This window comes from Paenibacillus woosongensis, assembly GCF_009725165.1.
GTDB lineage: Bacteria > Bacillota > Bacilli > Paenibacillales > Paenibacillaceae > Fontibacillus > Fontibacillus woosongensis.
The window spans coordinates 338,513-354,527 of sequence record NZ_WNZW01000001.1 but is presented as its reverse complement, the minus strand read 5'-3'; the positions used below and the strand labels follow the sequence as shown (position 1 = coordinate 354,527).

Sequence of the window (16,015 nt, the reverse complement as noted above, 5' to 3'; positions counted from 1 at the left end):
TGTTTCTATACAATGATGAAGAACAAAAAATGTATGACGGAGGTCAGACAATATGAGAAAAACACATTTGCTCGGCTATGCAGGTTTTTCGGGTATCTTCATTTTTGCGATTTCCATTTTACTGCTGCACGGATGGCAACCAGAAATTTCAATTCGTTATGATGCCATGAGTTATTATGTATACGGACAACTGGGGTGGCTGCTCTGGGCGGGTCTTCTCGGTCTTGGACTCGGATCGTTGGCGCTGGCTGCGGGTTTTTGGCGTATACAGCAAGGAGCATATGCGAGAGTTGGCATACTATGTGCGGGTATATGGGGCACGGGTTTATTGATTGCGGCTATTTTTCCGACGGATCCCAAAGGAAGCTGGAATCAGCCACCATCGACGAGGGGTATGATCCATTTTGCAGCAGCCATCCTTGCTTTTATCGGCTATCACGTTGGCCGCCCTGTTTATTGCCCATGCCTTCATAAAAGACGGGCGCTGGAAGCCGGTTCAAAAATGGATTGTCCCGGTTACGGCCCTGACGGCTATTTCCTTTATCCTAATCATGATCTCCATTGTGTCCATTTTTGTCTCCCACGGGTCGCCGCTCTATTTTGGACTGACGGAAAGATTGTTTTTCTTCATGAGCCTCTGCTGGATCGGCATCGCTTCAGTCGGGCTGTTGCGCTCGGAACGATGAAGTCCAGATTGACAAAATGATTGGCGTCTAGTAGTGTATCAGCAAATATGGAATTTATGCCCAACAAGTCTGGTCAGATGAAAATGCTGATCCTGATAGCACTACCTATAGACTTCTGGAGGAGGATTCTATGAATATTGTAAAAATCGAGGCGGGTGGAACAACTATCGCCGTAGTAAACGGCGTCGCGCCAGTTATCAACGATGTACAATCCGCATTGGATTTTATGGCAACCGTAAGATATGAAACGGACTGTGATCGTATTGTTATCGAAAAGTCGCTAATCAGCGAGAGTTTTTTTGACCTTAAAACGCGTCTTGCGGGCGAAATTTTGCAAAAATTCATTAATTATCAAGTGCAGATGGCGATTGTAGGAGACTTTTCGATGTATTCGAGTCAGAGTCTGAAGGATTTTATATATGAATGCAACAATGGAAACGATATTTTCTTCGTTTCTACGGAGCAGCAAGCGATCGAAAAGCTAAGCAATATAAAACCGGGTCATTTCAGGTGAAGATGTCAGGCTATGGTGATATGTTTGCAGATTATCGCATGAACACTATTCCTGCGGGCGTTGTTGCTTTAAGGGATGATCGAATAAAGGAGACTTGGACGGCATCGGTAGAGTCATTTTTGCTCGCGCCCGTGCCAGTAACACAATCGCTATATGCTGCGATCATGCAAGGGACATTGGAACCGAAGGCATTGCCTGAAATACCTAAGGTCAATGTCTCATGGTTTGATGGGATTGCCTGGTATCGTGACAATTCGGATGGACGATTGCACGGAGTCGCACAAAAATTGCCGAACGATTGGAAACTCTATGATATGTTGGGCAATGTCTGGGAATGGTGCTGGGATCTGTATGATATCGAGGTATACGGATCTTACCGGGTATTTCGCGGTGGCAGTTGGGCTGAAGAAGCACCGGGATGTGGAGCAACTTGCCGTCGGAGTCATCCCTCTTTTCGTATCGATGATCTTGGTTTCCGTCTTGCCAAAACACTGTAACTGGAGAGGTTAGAGATGAAGAAAAGCGAAAACGTCAAAATAGTTGGTCAAACCGCATCTGCCGGCTTTCAAGTTGGGGTTCGGAGGACGCTGCCGATTTCACCGGAACAGTCATGGGCGTTTCTTACCTCCTCTGAAGGATTGAAGCTATGGCTTGGAACTACTCCGACCCTTTCATTGAAAGAAGGGGAGACCTTTAAATCCGATGAGGGAATTACAGGGCAATTCAGGGTGGTTAAACCTTTGAAACAGATCCGCTTAAAGTGGGGAAAGACGGGGTGGGACAAACCATCCACACTGCAAATCCGGCTGATATCCGATAAACCAGACAGAACAACGATTAGCTTTCATCAAGAGAACTTGGATCATGCAAATACACGCGAACAAATGAAGATTTATTGGGAAGAGGTGCTAGCCGCGATAAAGGAAAAGACAAGTCATTAATCATGATAAAAGAGATGAGGTCAGGGGATTGATCCCTTAGGTAACATACGAAAAAAAGGTTAGCCCTATTGGCTAACCTTTTTTTGTTCTGTTGTAAAAATGGGGCCGGTCGAACCCCTGGGTTCAGACTTTGCATAGGGAACGAAGGCGGGCGAGTACACCACCCACGCCTTAGGAGACATCCGTCTGTTAGCCCGAGTCTAACGAATCTCATCCACGTTATTTGTACATATTAGCTATGATTTTAAATCTAACGAATCTCAGACACTCTATTTGCCGTTTATGTTCTGTCTGGAGCAGAAAAGAAGGAAATAACGTTACCCAGCTTCGTTACATTTTGCCCGAGGTTGTTTTTGTACAAATAGCGATTGTGAGATTCGTTAAAAAAAATTTTGAAAAATTTTGATCACGTTCTCGGTCACATTTTCGCTCCTAAGTCGTAGTCTTGGTCACGTTATCGTTCCTTCTCGCTCCAGGTCCCGTCTCGGTCAAAGCCTCGCTCTAAACCTCGGTCTCGGGGAGCCGGTAGGTTCGGTACCGTAGTTTGCCGCTTGCGATCAACAGCAATTGTTTGCTAGCGAGTTGACGGAGGATTTTGCGCGAATGTTGCTCCGAAAGCTGTAGATGAGCAGAAATTTCACCGGGTGTAAAAGGGCGCAGCAGTCTACGAGCAAACCGTAAGGTTTCTGCCTCCGCCCAATGGAGCCCGGAAGGTACCGAACTTGAGAGAAACTTTCCTATAAAGGAAAGGGTAAGCTGCTTGCAGACGCCCGGATCGTCGCGGATAGATAAGTAGGCGATCGGGAGGAACAGCCAATCATCAAGAGCCAGTAAAGACTGCTTCATGCACAAATCCTTAAATCGATTGACTTCAATGTCCCTGGTGTGGCTCCGATAATCTTGAATTTCAATACAGCCCTTGGCATTTCCCGGTAAATAAGCGAGGTCGAGATAACGATAGCCGTTATTATAGTCCCTAATCTCATATTCAGGGTATAAGTAATCAAAGTTGCCTATGGCGGGATACCAAATCCTGCGCAAAAAATCGACCGTTCCCCAGCTTAGTCCCTTTCGAAGCAGCTCTCTTCTTCGCGGACTTATCTCCTCAGCCATTTGCTGATCCAGCCATTTCGCATAAACATCTTCAAACATGCTCATTTTAGTTCACTTCCATCCCCAATAAAACAAAAACCGCCCCAACACTCCATGTTCGAGAACATGAGCATCAAAGCGGTATATGCTTTACACCGATTAATTAATATTCACTATAACAAAATATGGTAATTTGTTCAAGTCAGTCGCTTATGTCAAATCTATACGAAGGTGATAATGGGAAATAGCTATCTACATCATAAAGTGGATGAAGCGGACAAATAACATTCATATATTCGAATTTTTGGAAGTGTGTAGGATAAATATGGGACCCCCATGTGGATGATTCTGGCAAACGTATACACGAGAAGCTTTTGTCTATAGAATAGAGTAGTTGATCTTAGATTAGGAGCGGATGGTATTATGTTCAAGGCTTATTCATGGCTCATTTTTTGTGTCATCGTATGGGGGAGCAATTTTGTGTTTGGAAAGATGCTAATTCAACATTTCTCGCCAACGGTGCTGACCGAATTGAGACTATTGTTTATTGTGATGTTATTAGTTGGACTAGCTGCTTTTAAAAAAGCTTTTGTGCGTATCAATAAGGCAGATTTTATATTGCTGTTTGTTCTTGGTGTGATCGGCGTGTTTATTAATCAATGGTCCTTTTTTGCAGGCCTGCAAACCGCCGACCCTACAACGTCGGCATTAATTTTAGCAATGACGCCTATTTTGGCAGGGGTATTGGCAGCGGTATTTTTAAAGGAGAAACTAACGGTTCGCATGCTGCTGGGATCCATAATTGCAATATTAGGGATTTTTTTTGTAGTGACGAAAGGGAACTTTTCAACAATACATGTGGATCAAGGGCTGTTATGGATCGTGGTCACCATGGTGACATTTGCCATAATGATTATAATGACGAGAGTACTTTCTCAAAGAATCAATCCTCTGACAATCACTCTCTATTCAAATATCGTCGGCTTTATCGTTGGGCTGCCTTTCATATCTGCATTAGATCATCCCATTCGGATAAGTCTCCAAATCCATGATTGGGCTTTTTTAATTGGGACAGCCGTGGTTGTGCATGGGATAGCCACGCTGATTTGGAATCAAAACATCCGGCATGTGGATGCGTCAAAAGCGTCGATTTTGTCTAATTTAGAGCCATTTGTTGCTATGGTGATGGGATTTGTTCTGCTGTACAAGCCAATCACGGAAGTTGAGATATTAGGATCTCTCCTGATTGTCGGGGGAGTAGTGTTATCCACTCTTCAACGAAAGAAAAAGGTTAGCCATTCTGGCTAGCCTTTTTTAATGGATGTTGGGATTGGCTGGCTTCTATATATGAAAAAGTTAGGAAGGATCAGCAGCAGCACCAGAGAGGCATAGACGCCAATGGAGTAGCTGGCAGCGTAATCGAAACCGAAGCCCTGTTGAACAAGGGAGGTCGTAAGATGAATCAGCATATTCGTAAAACAAAAAGCGTAGCTTCGCATCATCCAGCTCCGGTGCTGGGCGATCCGTTTCCTTTTGATTTGGACAAGCGCGGTGATGGTGAAAGCCATCCATATCATATTCATCGCATTGAATCCCATGCTGCTGATTTTTCCGCCGGTAGCGTAGGGGGCCATATAGCCGGAAGTCAGCACGACAATTAATACCGACACGACATAAACGTAGCCGTTAATGCGGTGGAATTTGCGGTTTTTGGCCAGGATCCGTTTCGAAAAATTGAGCAGCCCCCCAGCCGTGGCGATACAGGCAAAGGCAACATGCACGTACATTACGTTTAACCAGGTTCGAAGTTTTAACTCGCGGCGCAATCCGGTTTTGTGGCTCAAAAATTGCGTCGCTTCCGGATCAATCATATAATTTTTCACCAAGGCATACAGGATGACAATCATGCTTATCACGGTCAAAACGGCAAAAAGCGTATTACGTTTCTTCATATTCTTTATATCTCTCCCATCGGGTCAGGAAACCCGGATTCCCGTTAATTTAGACCCTGGCAGTACGCCAGCTTTGGCGAATCCGGTCATTAGATTTCCTTCGGCAGCCACTTCAAATCTCAGGTTCAATCTCATCGGTTTGGAGATTTGGAGTGACCAGGCAAGCTTGTCGCCCTGAAGCAAGGGATTCATAAACGCTACCGTTTCATCTCCCTGTGTGGCAGTCCCCTGAATGATCCCATTCTGTGTTGAAATCGAAAGCCTGACCTGCATTTTCCCGACAGGCGTTGCGATTGTTGTATCCCAATCTCCGTCAAAAGCAGATGCCTGGGTAGTATTTTGCCGGTTCTCCAATGCCGCTGTCTCTGTAGGTGTCCCCGGCGTTGTCAGCGTGGCCGAAGCATCTGGATCGTTGCTGCTTAATTCCTTTTCAGTCCTTAGCGCAATGCCTTTCTTTCGCCAAACGGTTCCTCTCCGTTCGAATTCAAACAGCTCCTCTACTGCATGGGCGATACGCGGTCCAAGCTCGCGTTCTACCAGATGCAGAGCAACATCGAGACCGGATGTTACGCCTCCGCCTGTAACCAGATTGCCGTCATCGACAACGCGTGCCTGGATGGGAATAGCGCCGGTCGATCCGAGCAGATCCATGCCCAAACGATGGGTAACAGCCGATCTGCCTTCCAGCAAGCCTCCCATGGCTAACAGCAGGGAGCCGCCGCATACGGTAGCAACTATGACATCTTGCTGCAAAAACGCCTCCCGGATCAGTCCGGTTAATGCCGTATTCATTGCCCGGACCAAAATAGCCGGCACGGAATCGGGCCTATCTTCGTCCACATCTCCAGATGCGCCAGGGACGAGAAGGATTCCCGCCCTATCCGGCTTCAGCCGGCCGCTTGCCTCAATAATTAACCCGTTCGTGCCGCTAGGCACGGGCCTTGGCCCTTCGGCCGTGACGAACTCCACGCTTAGTGCTCCGCCTGCAAACATTTCGGCAGCGCAAAACACCTCGTAAGGCGCAATGGCATCTAAAAGGTCGAAGCCATCAAATAATACAATTTGAACGGATAGCATGAACATTTCTCCTTTTACCGCATCAGTTTAGTTTGTATCGGCCGTAACATAACAGGATCATACCAAACAGATATCTCGGACCCGGCTATGAAAAAGTCACAAAACAATAAACAATTCATCACAAAACGTAAGGTTTGGTTTTTTGAACAGAAAAAATGATAAACTTATTTCGAATTCCATGGGAACGATCTCTATTTTTATCTTCAATAGCTAGATCACAAGCTTAAAGGTGGAATATTGAATGAATGAAATGAAAACGATTTTAGTCGTGGATGACGATGAGAGCATTGTCGAGCTTTTGAAGGATTTTTTGGAGCATGATAACTTTCGAGTAGAAACCGCCTGCGATGCGGTACAAGCGCTTGCTGAATTCCGGCGGAGTACGATTGATTGCATGATTGTTGACATCATGATGCCGGGACTGGATGGTTTTGAATTATGCAGGCGAATACGTGCGGAAAGCAGCGTTCCTATCCTGTTCTTGAGCGCGCGCAGTGATGATGTGGACAAGATCCGGGGATTGACGCTGGGCGGCGACGATTATATTGTCAAAACGGCCTCCGTTGGGGAGATTGTTGCCAGGGTGAAAGCCGTATTGCGGCGTACCGGCCCTCAGCAGGAGGTCAGCAGAGCGATTCTGGACTATGGACGCCTTGCAGTAAATCTATCCACGCGGGAAGTATCAGTAGAGGGGCAGAGCATCTCGCTGACCCCTAAGGAATTTGAGCTGTTGAGACTGTTTGTAGAGCATCCGCGGCATGTTTTCTCGTATGATCAATTGCTTCAGAAATTCTGGGACGGAGTGGGCGATAAGCACACCATTCGCGTTCATCTTAGCCGGCTCCGGGAGAAGATCGAGGCTGATCCGAATCACCCTAAATACTTGATTAATGTGTGGGGCGTGGGCTACCGGTTCGAGGGAGGATGATATGAGGACTGTTCACATTCGTACATTCACAATGCTTGGCTTGTTATTTATACTTTTACTGCCCTGGATCTTTTTCTTAACGGCACATTTCTTGCAAACAAACACTTTGAGTTTGGGCGACAATCAGCTTCAAAAACAGAGGATTCAAAAAAGAGTGTCTGAGATAATCCATCTGATCGGAACTAATGCGGACAACTGGACGGATCCTATATGGCAAAACGAGCTGCAAACTCTTTTACGGGAAGCGAAATTAGATGCGGTCATTCTGAATGCCTCTGATCAGGAAATTTACCGATCCAAGCCGGGACGAGAAAGGGCATGGCAATCGTCCGAACAGTTCTCCATGATCGGAGATGGTCAAGTGATTGGCCGAGCCGTCATTTATCTGCCCAGTTCAAAAGCGGTTTCGATGATTGCGGTTGTTTCGGGGCTGTTGCTGGCTGTTATTATAGTCGCTGTCGCAATGCGGAGGCTGATTCTCAAACCCCTCGACAGAATGAGCAGTGCTGCCCGGCAACTGGCCTCCGGAGATTGGGATGTTCAGCAGCTGCCCTCATTCAGAATTACGGAAATTGCCGAAGTACGCAATGGTTTCGAAGTGATGGTCGAGGGACTGCAGCAATCTTTTCAGAAACAACTGGATATGGAAGAAGAACGCCGATTCGTAATTGCTGCCGTCGCACATGATTTAAGGACACCGTTGTTTGCTTTGCGGGGTTATTTAGACGGCATAGAACAAGGCATTGCAGATTCCCCGGATAAATTGGCTAAGTACTTGGCGGCTTGCAAGGAAAAATCAGCACAATTGGACAGGCTGGTAGAGGACTTGTTCACATTTACGAAGGTTGAGTATTTGGAAGCGGAGCTGAACAGAAGCACGCTTGATATTGAATTTATATTGGAAAAAGCGGTTAATAACCTAAGGCCGCTAACCGTGCAAAAGGATATCTCTGTAATCATGAACTTTTCTGGGGCTGATTGCCGTGTTATAGGCGATGCGCATTTATTGGAGAGAGCCATGAACAATATTATGGATAATGCGGTTAGGCATACACCATCCCATGGTAAGATTCTCGTCCAATGCGGGAAGGATGAGCATAAAGTAATCTTTACGATTCAGGATACAGGTCCAGGTTTTCCTTCAGATGAATTGGGGCATGTATTTGAACCGCTATATCGTGGAGAAGCTTCAAGAAATCGTTCAACAGGAGGAGCCGGATTAGGGTTATCCATCTCGCAGAGAATTATTAGGCAGCACGGAGGCGAGCTTACCGCAGGCAACCATCCCGATCAGGGAGCCCTTCTGTCAGGCTGGATCCCTTCAGCGACCGCTTAATAGGATAAAGCCTATTAAGCGGTTTACAATAGGGGACGCCCTTGCGGGCGGCAAGACGTTAATCCGGGTCGTCAAATCTTCATCCGTGCTGCTTCCAAGCTTCCAGATTCAGCTCATTGTTCATGGCTGCAGCGGCAAATGCGCCCATAGAAGCGGCAGCAATGGCCTGATGAAGCCGAGATGCGGCATCTCCGACGCTATAGATGCCCGGAATATTCGTTTTTCCGAACTCATCGACGACAATCATTCCTGTTTCCGTGAGATGGCAGCCTATGGCTCGTGGCAGATCCGAACCTGTGACGAGCTCCGGTTTGAAAAAAATCCCCGCACATGGAATGGCCGTCCCGTCTTCGAGAACAACCTGCCTAACCGCCCCATCGATAGAGTCGATGGATCGAATCGGCGAATCGAATAGGGGAACCCGGTGCCGCCGGAGTTCCTCGCGCTGATCATCACTCAGTTCATCGGGGCCGTTCGTACAGATGGTAAATTGGCTCGTCCATCCGGATATCAATGGCGCGAAGTGCATGAGCTCAGCCCCTTTGTTAATGATGACAAGCGGCTGATCCCGTAATTCCCAGCCATCGCAGTACGGGCAGACGAAGGCGCTTTTCCCATAGACTTCGGCTAGTCCTGGGATGTCCAGCGGCCGATCTTTCATGCCGACAGCAAACAGAATTTTTTTGCTTGCAAAGATGGTTCCTTGCGCTGTCGTAATTTGAAACTGAGCGTCCGTTCCCGCAATCGATACCGCTGTATCATTTATAAAAGATACGGAAGGATAGGCGCTGATCTCTTCCCGTGCAATTTTCCGGAATTCGCCCGGTTGTATCCCGTCGCGGGTAAGAAACCCGTGAGATTCGCGAGTTACTGCATTCCGAGGACGACCCTCATCGATCAATACTACATTTTTCCTTGCTCTTCCTAATACGAGGGCAGCATTCAAACCCGCCGGACCTCCGCCGATAATCGCTACATCGAGCATGTATTTCGACACCTCCATAGATCTATAATATCCATAATTGGAATGCAAGAAGTGCATCACTTCTTGTCTTTAGCATAGCTGCAGTCCTTATTTGCCGCGTTCAGCACGGACTGGATCGTATGCTCCCGCAAGTATTGATAGAGATGCTGTTCCGCACCATCCATCACCCTTTTTACCAAGCATTCGCTATGTTTCTGCTCATCATGATCGTGCCGGACAGTGCTCTCTTCCGTTAACAACCGATGCTGCTGCGAATTCAAATTCGAGCATTCAAACAGCTGCTGCCTGCCTTCGATCACGTGGATGACATCAAGAAACGTAATTTCTCCCGCCGGTCTTGCGAGCTCGTAACCGCCATTGACTCCCGGTACGGCGCGTACAATGCCATCCTGCCGCAGCTTGGACATGATTTTGGATAAATAGCTCTCTGAAACACCGAGCATGGCGGATAATTCCTTGATCCCCACATGGTTCTGACGTTCCGAGTGAGCTAAATGAATTAGAGCATGCAGGGCGTAATCGGTGCTTTTGGAAAACTGCATGTTGATTCCCCTCCTTTCTTAACAATTATCAATTGTGGATCTATGATATCCATAATAATTGATTCTGCTTCATTTTGCAATTATCGAAATAGTCGAATAAAAAACTCAAAAATTGAATTAAATGTAATTAATTAGTAATATTTGAATATATCAAAATGGTACGAATTTTTCCTTGATTCATCATCTAAGGGGAAAATTCTGAAACATTCTATTATTAAGGAGGAGAAAGAATGTTTAAACGGATCAAAATAGGTATTTCAGTTATTCTATGTCTCTCTATTGTAGTGTGTTTATCGATAGGCACTCATATTTCAGAGGGAGTCAGCGCTGCAGCAGCTATAACGATACCTCCTTTTTCATCTCTCCAGGAAAATCCGAAGCTTCCCGATCCTTTTATGTTTTTGGATGGTACACGTATGACCCATAAAGATCAATGGTCGTCCCGCCGTGATGAAATCAAAGCTTTGGCCGAGAACTTCCAGTACGGCGTCAAACCTCCGAAACCAGATTCTGTTACAGGATCGTACGGTAATAACAACATTACAGTAACCAGCAGGCTTGGCTCCAAATCCGTCTCCTTCACGGCTACCATACAGTATCCGAGCACAGGGAGCGCGCCTTATCCTGCGGTCATCGGAATAGGCATGTCTAATCTGAATAATGCGGAATTATCCAGGCTAGGCGTTGCTGTCATTAATTTGCCTAATGATGATATCGCTAATCAGGCCAATGCAAGCTCCCGCGGAAAAGGAAAGTTCTATGATCTATATGGCAGTAATCATTCTGCTGGCTCGATTATGGCATGGGCTTGGGGCGTCAGCCGCCTGATTGATGCCCTTGAGACCACTTCAGCAACCCGTATTGACGCTCAAAGGCTAGGTGTAACAGGTTGTTCGCGTAATGGAAAAGGCGCTCTCGCAGCAGGTGCGTGGGATGAGCGAATTGCTTTGACTATCCCCCAAGAACCTGGCGCAGGGGGATCATCTAGCTGGCGGATAAACGACAGCCTGCTAGCTTCAGGCCAAAACGTACAGACATTGTCACAGATTGTGACGGAAAATACCTGGTTCACTTCTTCATTTTCCCAATTTGGCAATGCTGTCAATAAACTTCCTTTCGATATGCATTCGATTGCAGCATTAGTTGCACCTCGTGCACTAATGATCATTGAGAATCCCGACTACGATTGGCTAGGTCCATCCAGTGCTTATCAGTCGGCAATGACTTCGCGAATGGTATGGGATGCGCTCGGTGTATCTGATCGAATGGGTTTTTCGCAAGTAGGCGGTCATGCACACTGTTCATTTCCAGCATCTCAGCAACCAGAGGTAACCGCTTACATTCAGAAGTTCCTAATTGGCGGGGGCACTGGCAACACCAACATTACAAAGACGGATCGAGGATATACCTTCGATAAAGCAAGGTGGGTAGACTGGTCAATTCCCTCGCTAACGCCGACACCGACGCCAACACCAACACCGACACCAACACCGACACCAACACCGACACCAACACCGACACCAACACCAACACCAACACCAACACCAACACCGACACCGACACCGACACCGACACCGACACCGACACCAAGCGGAAGCCTGGTTGTACAGTATAAAGCTGGTGATACGAATGCAAGCGACAATCAGATCAAACCGCATTTCAATATTAAGAATAACGGCACCAGTGCCGTCAATTTGAGCGATCTCAAGCTCCGCTACTATTTTAGCAAGGATGGCAGCGCGGAGGTGAATGCCTGGATCGACTGGGCACAGATCGGCAGTGCCAATATTACTACTGCCTTTGCGGATGCTTATGTTGAATTAGGTTTTGGCCCGGGGGCTGAAGCCATTCCAGCAGGAGGGCAGACGGGGGATATTCAACTGCGAATGTCGAAATCGGATTGGTCTAAATTCGATGAGACAAATGATTACTCGTATGATGCAGCTAAAACCTCTTATACGGATTGGGATCACGTTACCCTCTATCAGAATGGAACGCTTGTATGGGGAATAGAACCCTAGAATTTAACCGCTGTTATTTTCGTATTCATATGGTTAACCATGATCTGGTTAGCCTTTTTTCGTTTAATATTGAATTTTTGCCGCGACGACTGGTGACGTAGTCATAGAAAAAAAGGCGGCGACATATCTTGAAGTAATTTTGTCGTTCGGGAAAGCAATCATGTCGGTTTTTTTTAAATGCTGCAAATTCAAAAAATCTACGGAAGGAGGTTCTGCTGAATGCCTCTTCAGGAAGAAGATACGCTCGCGGTTGGGTTCGGTCCCATGCTCCTCGCATTTGCCGAATCATGGTACGAATCCGGTTTATCTAAGCTCTCCGTATTCATAAGCGACATAGAGGCCACAGACACGGCAAAATTGACACAACTCCGGGACAGCGCGCGTCGCGTTAACCTGGAGGTTTCACTAAAAATCCTTGCAGCTGCGGAAAACGAGGAACCCGACTGGAAGAGGATCGTAGAGCCGTTTCAATTTATTATTTATGCTGCGGAGACGGATGATTGGGGGGAGCTTCGGCAGCTTCAGGAGGCTTGTATAGCAGAGAGGAGGCCGATGCTTCCCGCCGTTGCCGCTCATGGATTGGGATGGATAGGACCTCTGGCTGAACCCGGCGGGGGCGGAGGATGGGAATCAGCTTGGCGGCGTATCCATGCCACGGTTGTTCCCAAGAGCCGTGATCAGGAGCGGATTTCATCAACGGCTGCCGCCGTATTAACGAATGTTGTCGTGCATCAATGGCAAAAAGCAGGAAGAGAAGATGAGGAGCTCGATTGCAGGAAGCAATGCTTTATTCTGGAGCCGGAGACGCTAACCGGATGCTGGCATGAGATAGTTCCACATCCTCTTGTAACCGGGTATGAATTCGCACGGCAGATCCAAGCTCCGGAGCTTGGCCGAATCCTTGAAATTAGCGCAGAGCCTGTGGCTCCGGACGATTGGTTCGCCTATTTCAATAATTTGACTTCAGAGGTGACAGGCATATTCCATAACTGGGGGGAAGGCGACTTAATTCAAATTCCGCTGGCGCAATGCCTTGTTCAACCTGTCGATCCGTTAACGGCAGGTCCCGCGCAGCTTCTCCCTGCGATCGTCCGCAGCGGGCTGACGCATGATGAAGCGCGGCGAGCGTCGGCACTGGCGGGCTTGGAAGCTCACGCTGCCCGGCTGCTGCCCCTTCAGCTCGCAGGCTTGCCCCAGTATTTGCAGGAGAGCGTGTCCGTCGGAGCGGGGAGCACGGCTGCGGAAGCGGTAGGGCGTGCCCTTAGGTTGTGCCTGGAGCAGAAGCTGGCCGAACGGCTGCAATCTCGGAGACAATATGTAAGGCGTATAGCATGGACGGAAGCGGAAGATGTCCGCTGCCGTTATTACTTGGAAGCTTTAAATATTACGGGAGGAGAGGTGTTTATTGCTGCGGGCGAACCGCTGCTTGGTTTTTCTGTAGTCTGGGTTTGCTCGGGCACTTCATGGTACGTTAGCGCAGACCTTAGCTTTACGCTGGCACTTCGCAGTTCCCTCCAGAAAGCATTGGATAAGGCGGAGTCTGCGAAGATAGCGCCTGTGATTGAGGAGGATCAGGGGGCCCGGGCGGCCATGATTCCTAACGGCGAACCTATGGATTATCCGTCATTGACGCAGGAGGCGGTTCAAAATTTGAAGCAGTCCTCTGCTGCTTTAGCTGTATTCGATCTGCGAAGCGAGTCATTCCTTGGAGAAGGACCCTTTGTATTATATGGAGTTATCCTCAAAGAGGAGGAGGAGGTTCTGTGAGTTCCGTGTTCATCGTTGGGGAGGGAAGGCTTGCGGACACGGTGTGTCAGTATTTACCCGGTTATTCGATCATTCGGAGGCCGGATTTTAGCGAAGGCGTACCGGAAGCAAAGCTCGTTTTGGTGCTGCAGGAAGAGGAGCAGGCGGATTCCTCCCTGTCACGCCAAGCGGAGGGAATTCTACAGTCACTGGGAATCCCTTGGTTATGTGCGTTTATATCTTTGGGAGAAGGCGTAATTGGCCCGCTGGTTCGTCCGGGGGAAACCGGCTGTTTTCAATGTGCGGAGGCAAGGTTGTCTTTAGCAGGAAGCCATCGGGAAGAAGTAGAGGAAATGCTGATGAAGCTGGTCGATCCCGATTATATTCCTTCCTTCCAGGGCAGGCCGCTAGCGGCCGGATTGACATACATGGCACACATCGTTGCGGCGGAAGCAGTAAAGATTATGCGGGGTGACAGGACAAATTGCGAGGACCACGTCTATCTTGTTCATCTCGGCACGCTGGAATGCACCACTCATTATATTCTCCCTCGCGGAGCATGTCCGGCCTGCGGCCATATGCCGGATGACACGCCGGAATCGGCCGAAATACTGCTGAAGCCCTGCCGCAAGCTGGGGCAAAGCTACCGCTGCCGATCGATGGATGATTTGCAGGAAATTTTAGCTAAGAATTATTGGGATCGCCGTACCGGTTTTTTTAATGACAAGTACTGGGATATGGCGTCTCCATTTGCCAGCGTCGCCTTTAACCTGCCGGTTGGCTACTATGATGAAGTGACGGGGGGGCGTTCTGAATCCTATAAGAGCAGCGAGCTTGCAGCCCTGCTGGAGGGGCTGGAACGGTATTGCGGCATCGAACCCCGGGGTAAACGAACGGTCGTGTTCGACAGCTATGCTCGCTTGCAGGATGTCGCAATCGACCCTGCCAGGGTGGGCTTACATGCCGAGGAGCAATATGAGCAGGCGGATTTTTCCTTCAAACGGTTTGATCCGGAATCTCCCATGGAATGGGTTTGGGGCTACTCGTTCCTGGAGCAGCGACCCATTCTGGTTCCTAGGCTGCTCGCTTATTACAGCATGGGCGACGGAGGGGGATTCGTTTACGAAACCTCAAACGGTTGCGCCGTGGGGGGGAGTCTGGAGGAAGCGATTTTGTACGGGATTCTCGAGGTCGTTGAGCGTGACTCCTTCCTGATGACTTGGTATGCGAGGCTTCCGGTGCCGCGGCTGCAGCATAGCTCGTCGGGTGACGCCGAGCTCTCTCTAATGATCAGCCGTGTACAGGCGGTCATGGGATACGAAGTACATTTGTACAATACGACGATGGATAACGGAATCCCGAGCATATGGGCTCTGGCCAAAGGAAGCAGCGAACAGGGCGTACACCTGCTATGTGCCGCGGGTGCTCATCTGGACCCGGTCAGGGCAGCCAAGAGCGCTGTCCACGAGCTCGCCAGCCTGCTTCCGTTTGCTGAGAAGAGGCGGCGAGAGCGCGAGGAAGAGGCAGGGGCAATGCTGGATGATTCGTACCTTGTCGAGCATATGGAAGATCATTCTCTGCTGTACAGCTTGCCGCAAGCAGAGGAAAGGCTGTGGTTTCTGCTGGATGAGCAGCGCCCTCTACGGACCTTTGCTGAAGAATTCCGCCCCTTCCCGGCTAACGAAGATTTAACGGAGGACTTAAAATTAGTTCTTCAAGTGTTCCGTGATTTACAATTGGATGTTATTGTTGTCGATCAATCGTCGAAGGAGACGCTTCGTCATGGACTGCACTGTGTGAAAGTACTGATTCCAGGAATGCTGCCGATGACCTTCGGCCATCATCTTACCCGGCTGAACGGTCTGGATCGGGTTCTGGATCTTCCCATGAAGCTAGGATACGCAAGCCGCAGGCTTGCTCCCCAAGATCTCAATCCTTTTCCCCATCCATTCCCGTAGTGTTTATAACGGAAGCCTTCTTTTAGGCAAATTGCAAGTTTTTTTTAATCTTAGATACCAGTCCAATCCCTGAACGGTACTTCATCATAAAATTAAGAAGAAACCTGGAAGGGAGGATGAACTATGGGAGAACTGGGTGGAATCGGCAGCTGTGGCGGCGGCCTGTTTACTAGCACAGGCGTAATCCTTGTGCTCTTCATTCTGTTGGTTATTGTTTCCCGTGCGTTTGTTATCTAA

16 protein-coding genes are annotated in these 16,015 nt (G+C 48.3%); 11 read left to right on the top strand and 5 right to left on the bottom strand.

All coding sequences use genetic code 11. From position 1 onward, the window contains the following. Positions 1–52: 52 nt before the first annotated feature. From GNP95_RS01750 to GNP95_RS01735, 4 genes are all read left to right on the top strand, one after another. Entirely contained in the window at positions 53–706 is a 654-nt protein-coding gene (locus tag GNP95_RS01750) for a DUF998 domain-containing protein (RefSeq protein ID WP_155609196.1), read from the top strand. A 110-nt stretch (positions 707–816) separates the two neighbouring features. Next, a complete protein-coding gene (locus GNP95_RS01745; protein WP_155609195.1) occupies positions 817–1,200 on the top strand; it encodes a DUF4180 domain-containing protein in 384 nt (127 codons plus the stop codon). Between the two features lie 2 nt (positions 1,201–1,202). Then, positions 1,203–1,697 (top strand): formylglycine-generating enzyme family protein, encoded by a 495-nt coding sequence (locus GNP95_RS01740; protein ID WP_230873629.1) that lies wholly within the window; start codon positions 1,203–1,205, stop codon positions 1,695–1,697. Positions 1,698–1,712: 15 nt separating this feature from the next. Further along, complete coding sequence (locus GNP95_RS01735; RefSeq protein WP_155609194.1) at positions 1,713–2,141, top strand: SRPBCC family protein; 429 nt, start codon at positions 1,713–1,715, stop codon at positions 2,139–2,141. Between the two features lie 501 nt (positions 2,142–2,642). Here the strand turns inward: GNP95_RS01735 and GNP95_RS01730 are convergent. Next, positions 2,643–3,299, bottom strand: a complete 657-nt coding sequence (locus GNP95_RS01730) for a transcriptional regulator (RefSeq protein WP_155609193.1) — start codon at positions 3,297–3,299, stop codon at positions 2,643–2,645. A gap of 357 nt (positions 3,300–3,656) precedes the next feature. Between GNP95_RS01730 and GNP95_RS01725 the strand changes: the two genes are divergently transcribed. Then, positions 3,657–4,541 carry a DMT family transporter gene (locus GNP95_RS01725; protein WP_155609192.1) on the top strand — a complete coding sequence of 295 codons (885 nt, stop codon included), beginning with the start codon at positions 3,657–3,659 and terminating at the stop codon, positions 4,539–4,541. Here the strand turns inward: GNP95_RS01725 and GNP95_RS01720 are convergent. Continuing rightward, positions 4,538–5,185 (bottom strand): DUF2306 domain-containing protein, encoded by a 648-nt coding sequence (locus tag GNP95_RS01720; RefSeq protein ID WP_155609191.1) that lies wholly within the window; start codon positions 5,183–5,185, stop codon positions 4,538–4,540. The genes GNP95_RS01725 and GNP95_RS01720 overlap by 4 nt on opposite strands. Before the next feature lie 24 nt (positions 5,186–5,209). Next, positions 5,210–6,262, bottom strand: coding sequence for a DJ-1/PfpI family protein (locus tag GNP95_RS01715; protein WP_155609190.1), 1,053 nt, complete (start codon positions 6,260–6,262; stop codon positions 5,210–5,212). Between the two features lie 241 nt (positions 6,263–6,503). Here GNP95_RS01715 and GNP95_RS01710 point away from each other — a divergent pair, with 241 nt between their 5' ends. Both GNP95_RS01710 and GNP95_RS01705 read left to right on the top strand, forming a co-directional pair. Continuing rightward, positions 6,504–7,190, top strand: coding sequence for a response regulator transcription factor (locus tag GNP95_RS01710; RefSeq protein ID WP_155609189.1), 687 nt, complete (start codon positions 6,504–6,506; stop codon positions 7,188–7,190). Position 7,191: 1 nt separating this feature from the next. After that, positions 7,192–8,526 carry a sensor histidine kinase gene (locus tag GNP95_RS01705; RefSeq protein WP_155609188.1) on the top strand — a complete coding sequence of 445 codons (1,335 nt, stop codon included), beginning with the start codon at positions 7,192–7,194 and terminating at the stop codon, positions 8,524–8,526. Between the two features lie 79 nt (positions 8,527–8,605). Here GNP95_RS01705 and GNP95_RS01700 read toward each other — a convergent pair whose 3' ends face one another. Both GNP95_RS01700 and GNP95_RS01695 read right to left on the bottom strand, forming a co-directional pair. After that, entirely contained in the window at positions 8,606–9,523 is a 918-nt protein-coding gene (locus GNP95_RS01700) for an NAD(P)/FAD-dependent oxidoreductase (RefSeq protein ID WP_330163282.1), read from the bottom strand. Positions 9,524–9,567: 44 nt separating this feature from the next. Beyond that, positions 9,568–10,053, bottom strand: a complete 486-nt coding sequence (locus GNP95_RS01695; RefSeq protein ID WP_155609186.1) for an RrF2 family transcriptional regulator — start codon at positions 10,051–10,053, stop codon at positions 9,568–9,570. Positions 10,054–10,283: 230 nt separating this feature from the next. On the opposite strand from GNP95_RS01695, the gene GNP95_RS26515 reads away from it, so the two are divergent. The 4 genes from GNP95_RS26515 to GNP95_RS25970 all read left to right on the top strand — a co-directional run bounded on the left by GNP95_RS26515 (position 10,284) and on the right by GNP95_RS25970 (position 16,015). Continuing rightward, entirely contained in the window at positions 10,284–12,074 is a 1,791-nt protein-coding gene (locus tag GNP95_RS26515; protein ID WP_155609185.1) for a glucuronyl esterase domain-containing protein, read from the top strand. Positions 12,075–12,293: 219 nt separating this feature from the next. Further along, a complete protein-coding gene (locus tag GNP95_RS01685) occupies positions 12,294–13,841 on the top strand; it encodes a hypothetical protein (protein WP_155609184.1) in 1,548 nt (515 codons plus the stop codon). Further along, positions 13,838–15,778, top strand: coding sequence for a TOMM precursor leader peptide-binding protein (locus GNP95_RS01680; RefSeq protein ID WP_330163220.1), 1,941 nt, complete (start codon positions 13,838–13,840; stop codon positions 15,776–15,778). Before GNP95_RS01685 ends, GNP95_RS01680 begins: the two co-directional genes overlap by 4 nt. Before the next feature lie 123 nt (positions 15,779–15,901). Beyond that, complete coding sequence (locus tag GNP95_RS25970; RefSeq protein WP_230873627.1) at positions 15,902–16,015, top strand: YjcZ family sporulation protein; 114 nt, start codon at positions 15,902–15,904, stop codon at positions 16,013–16,015.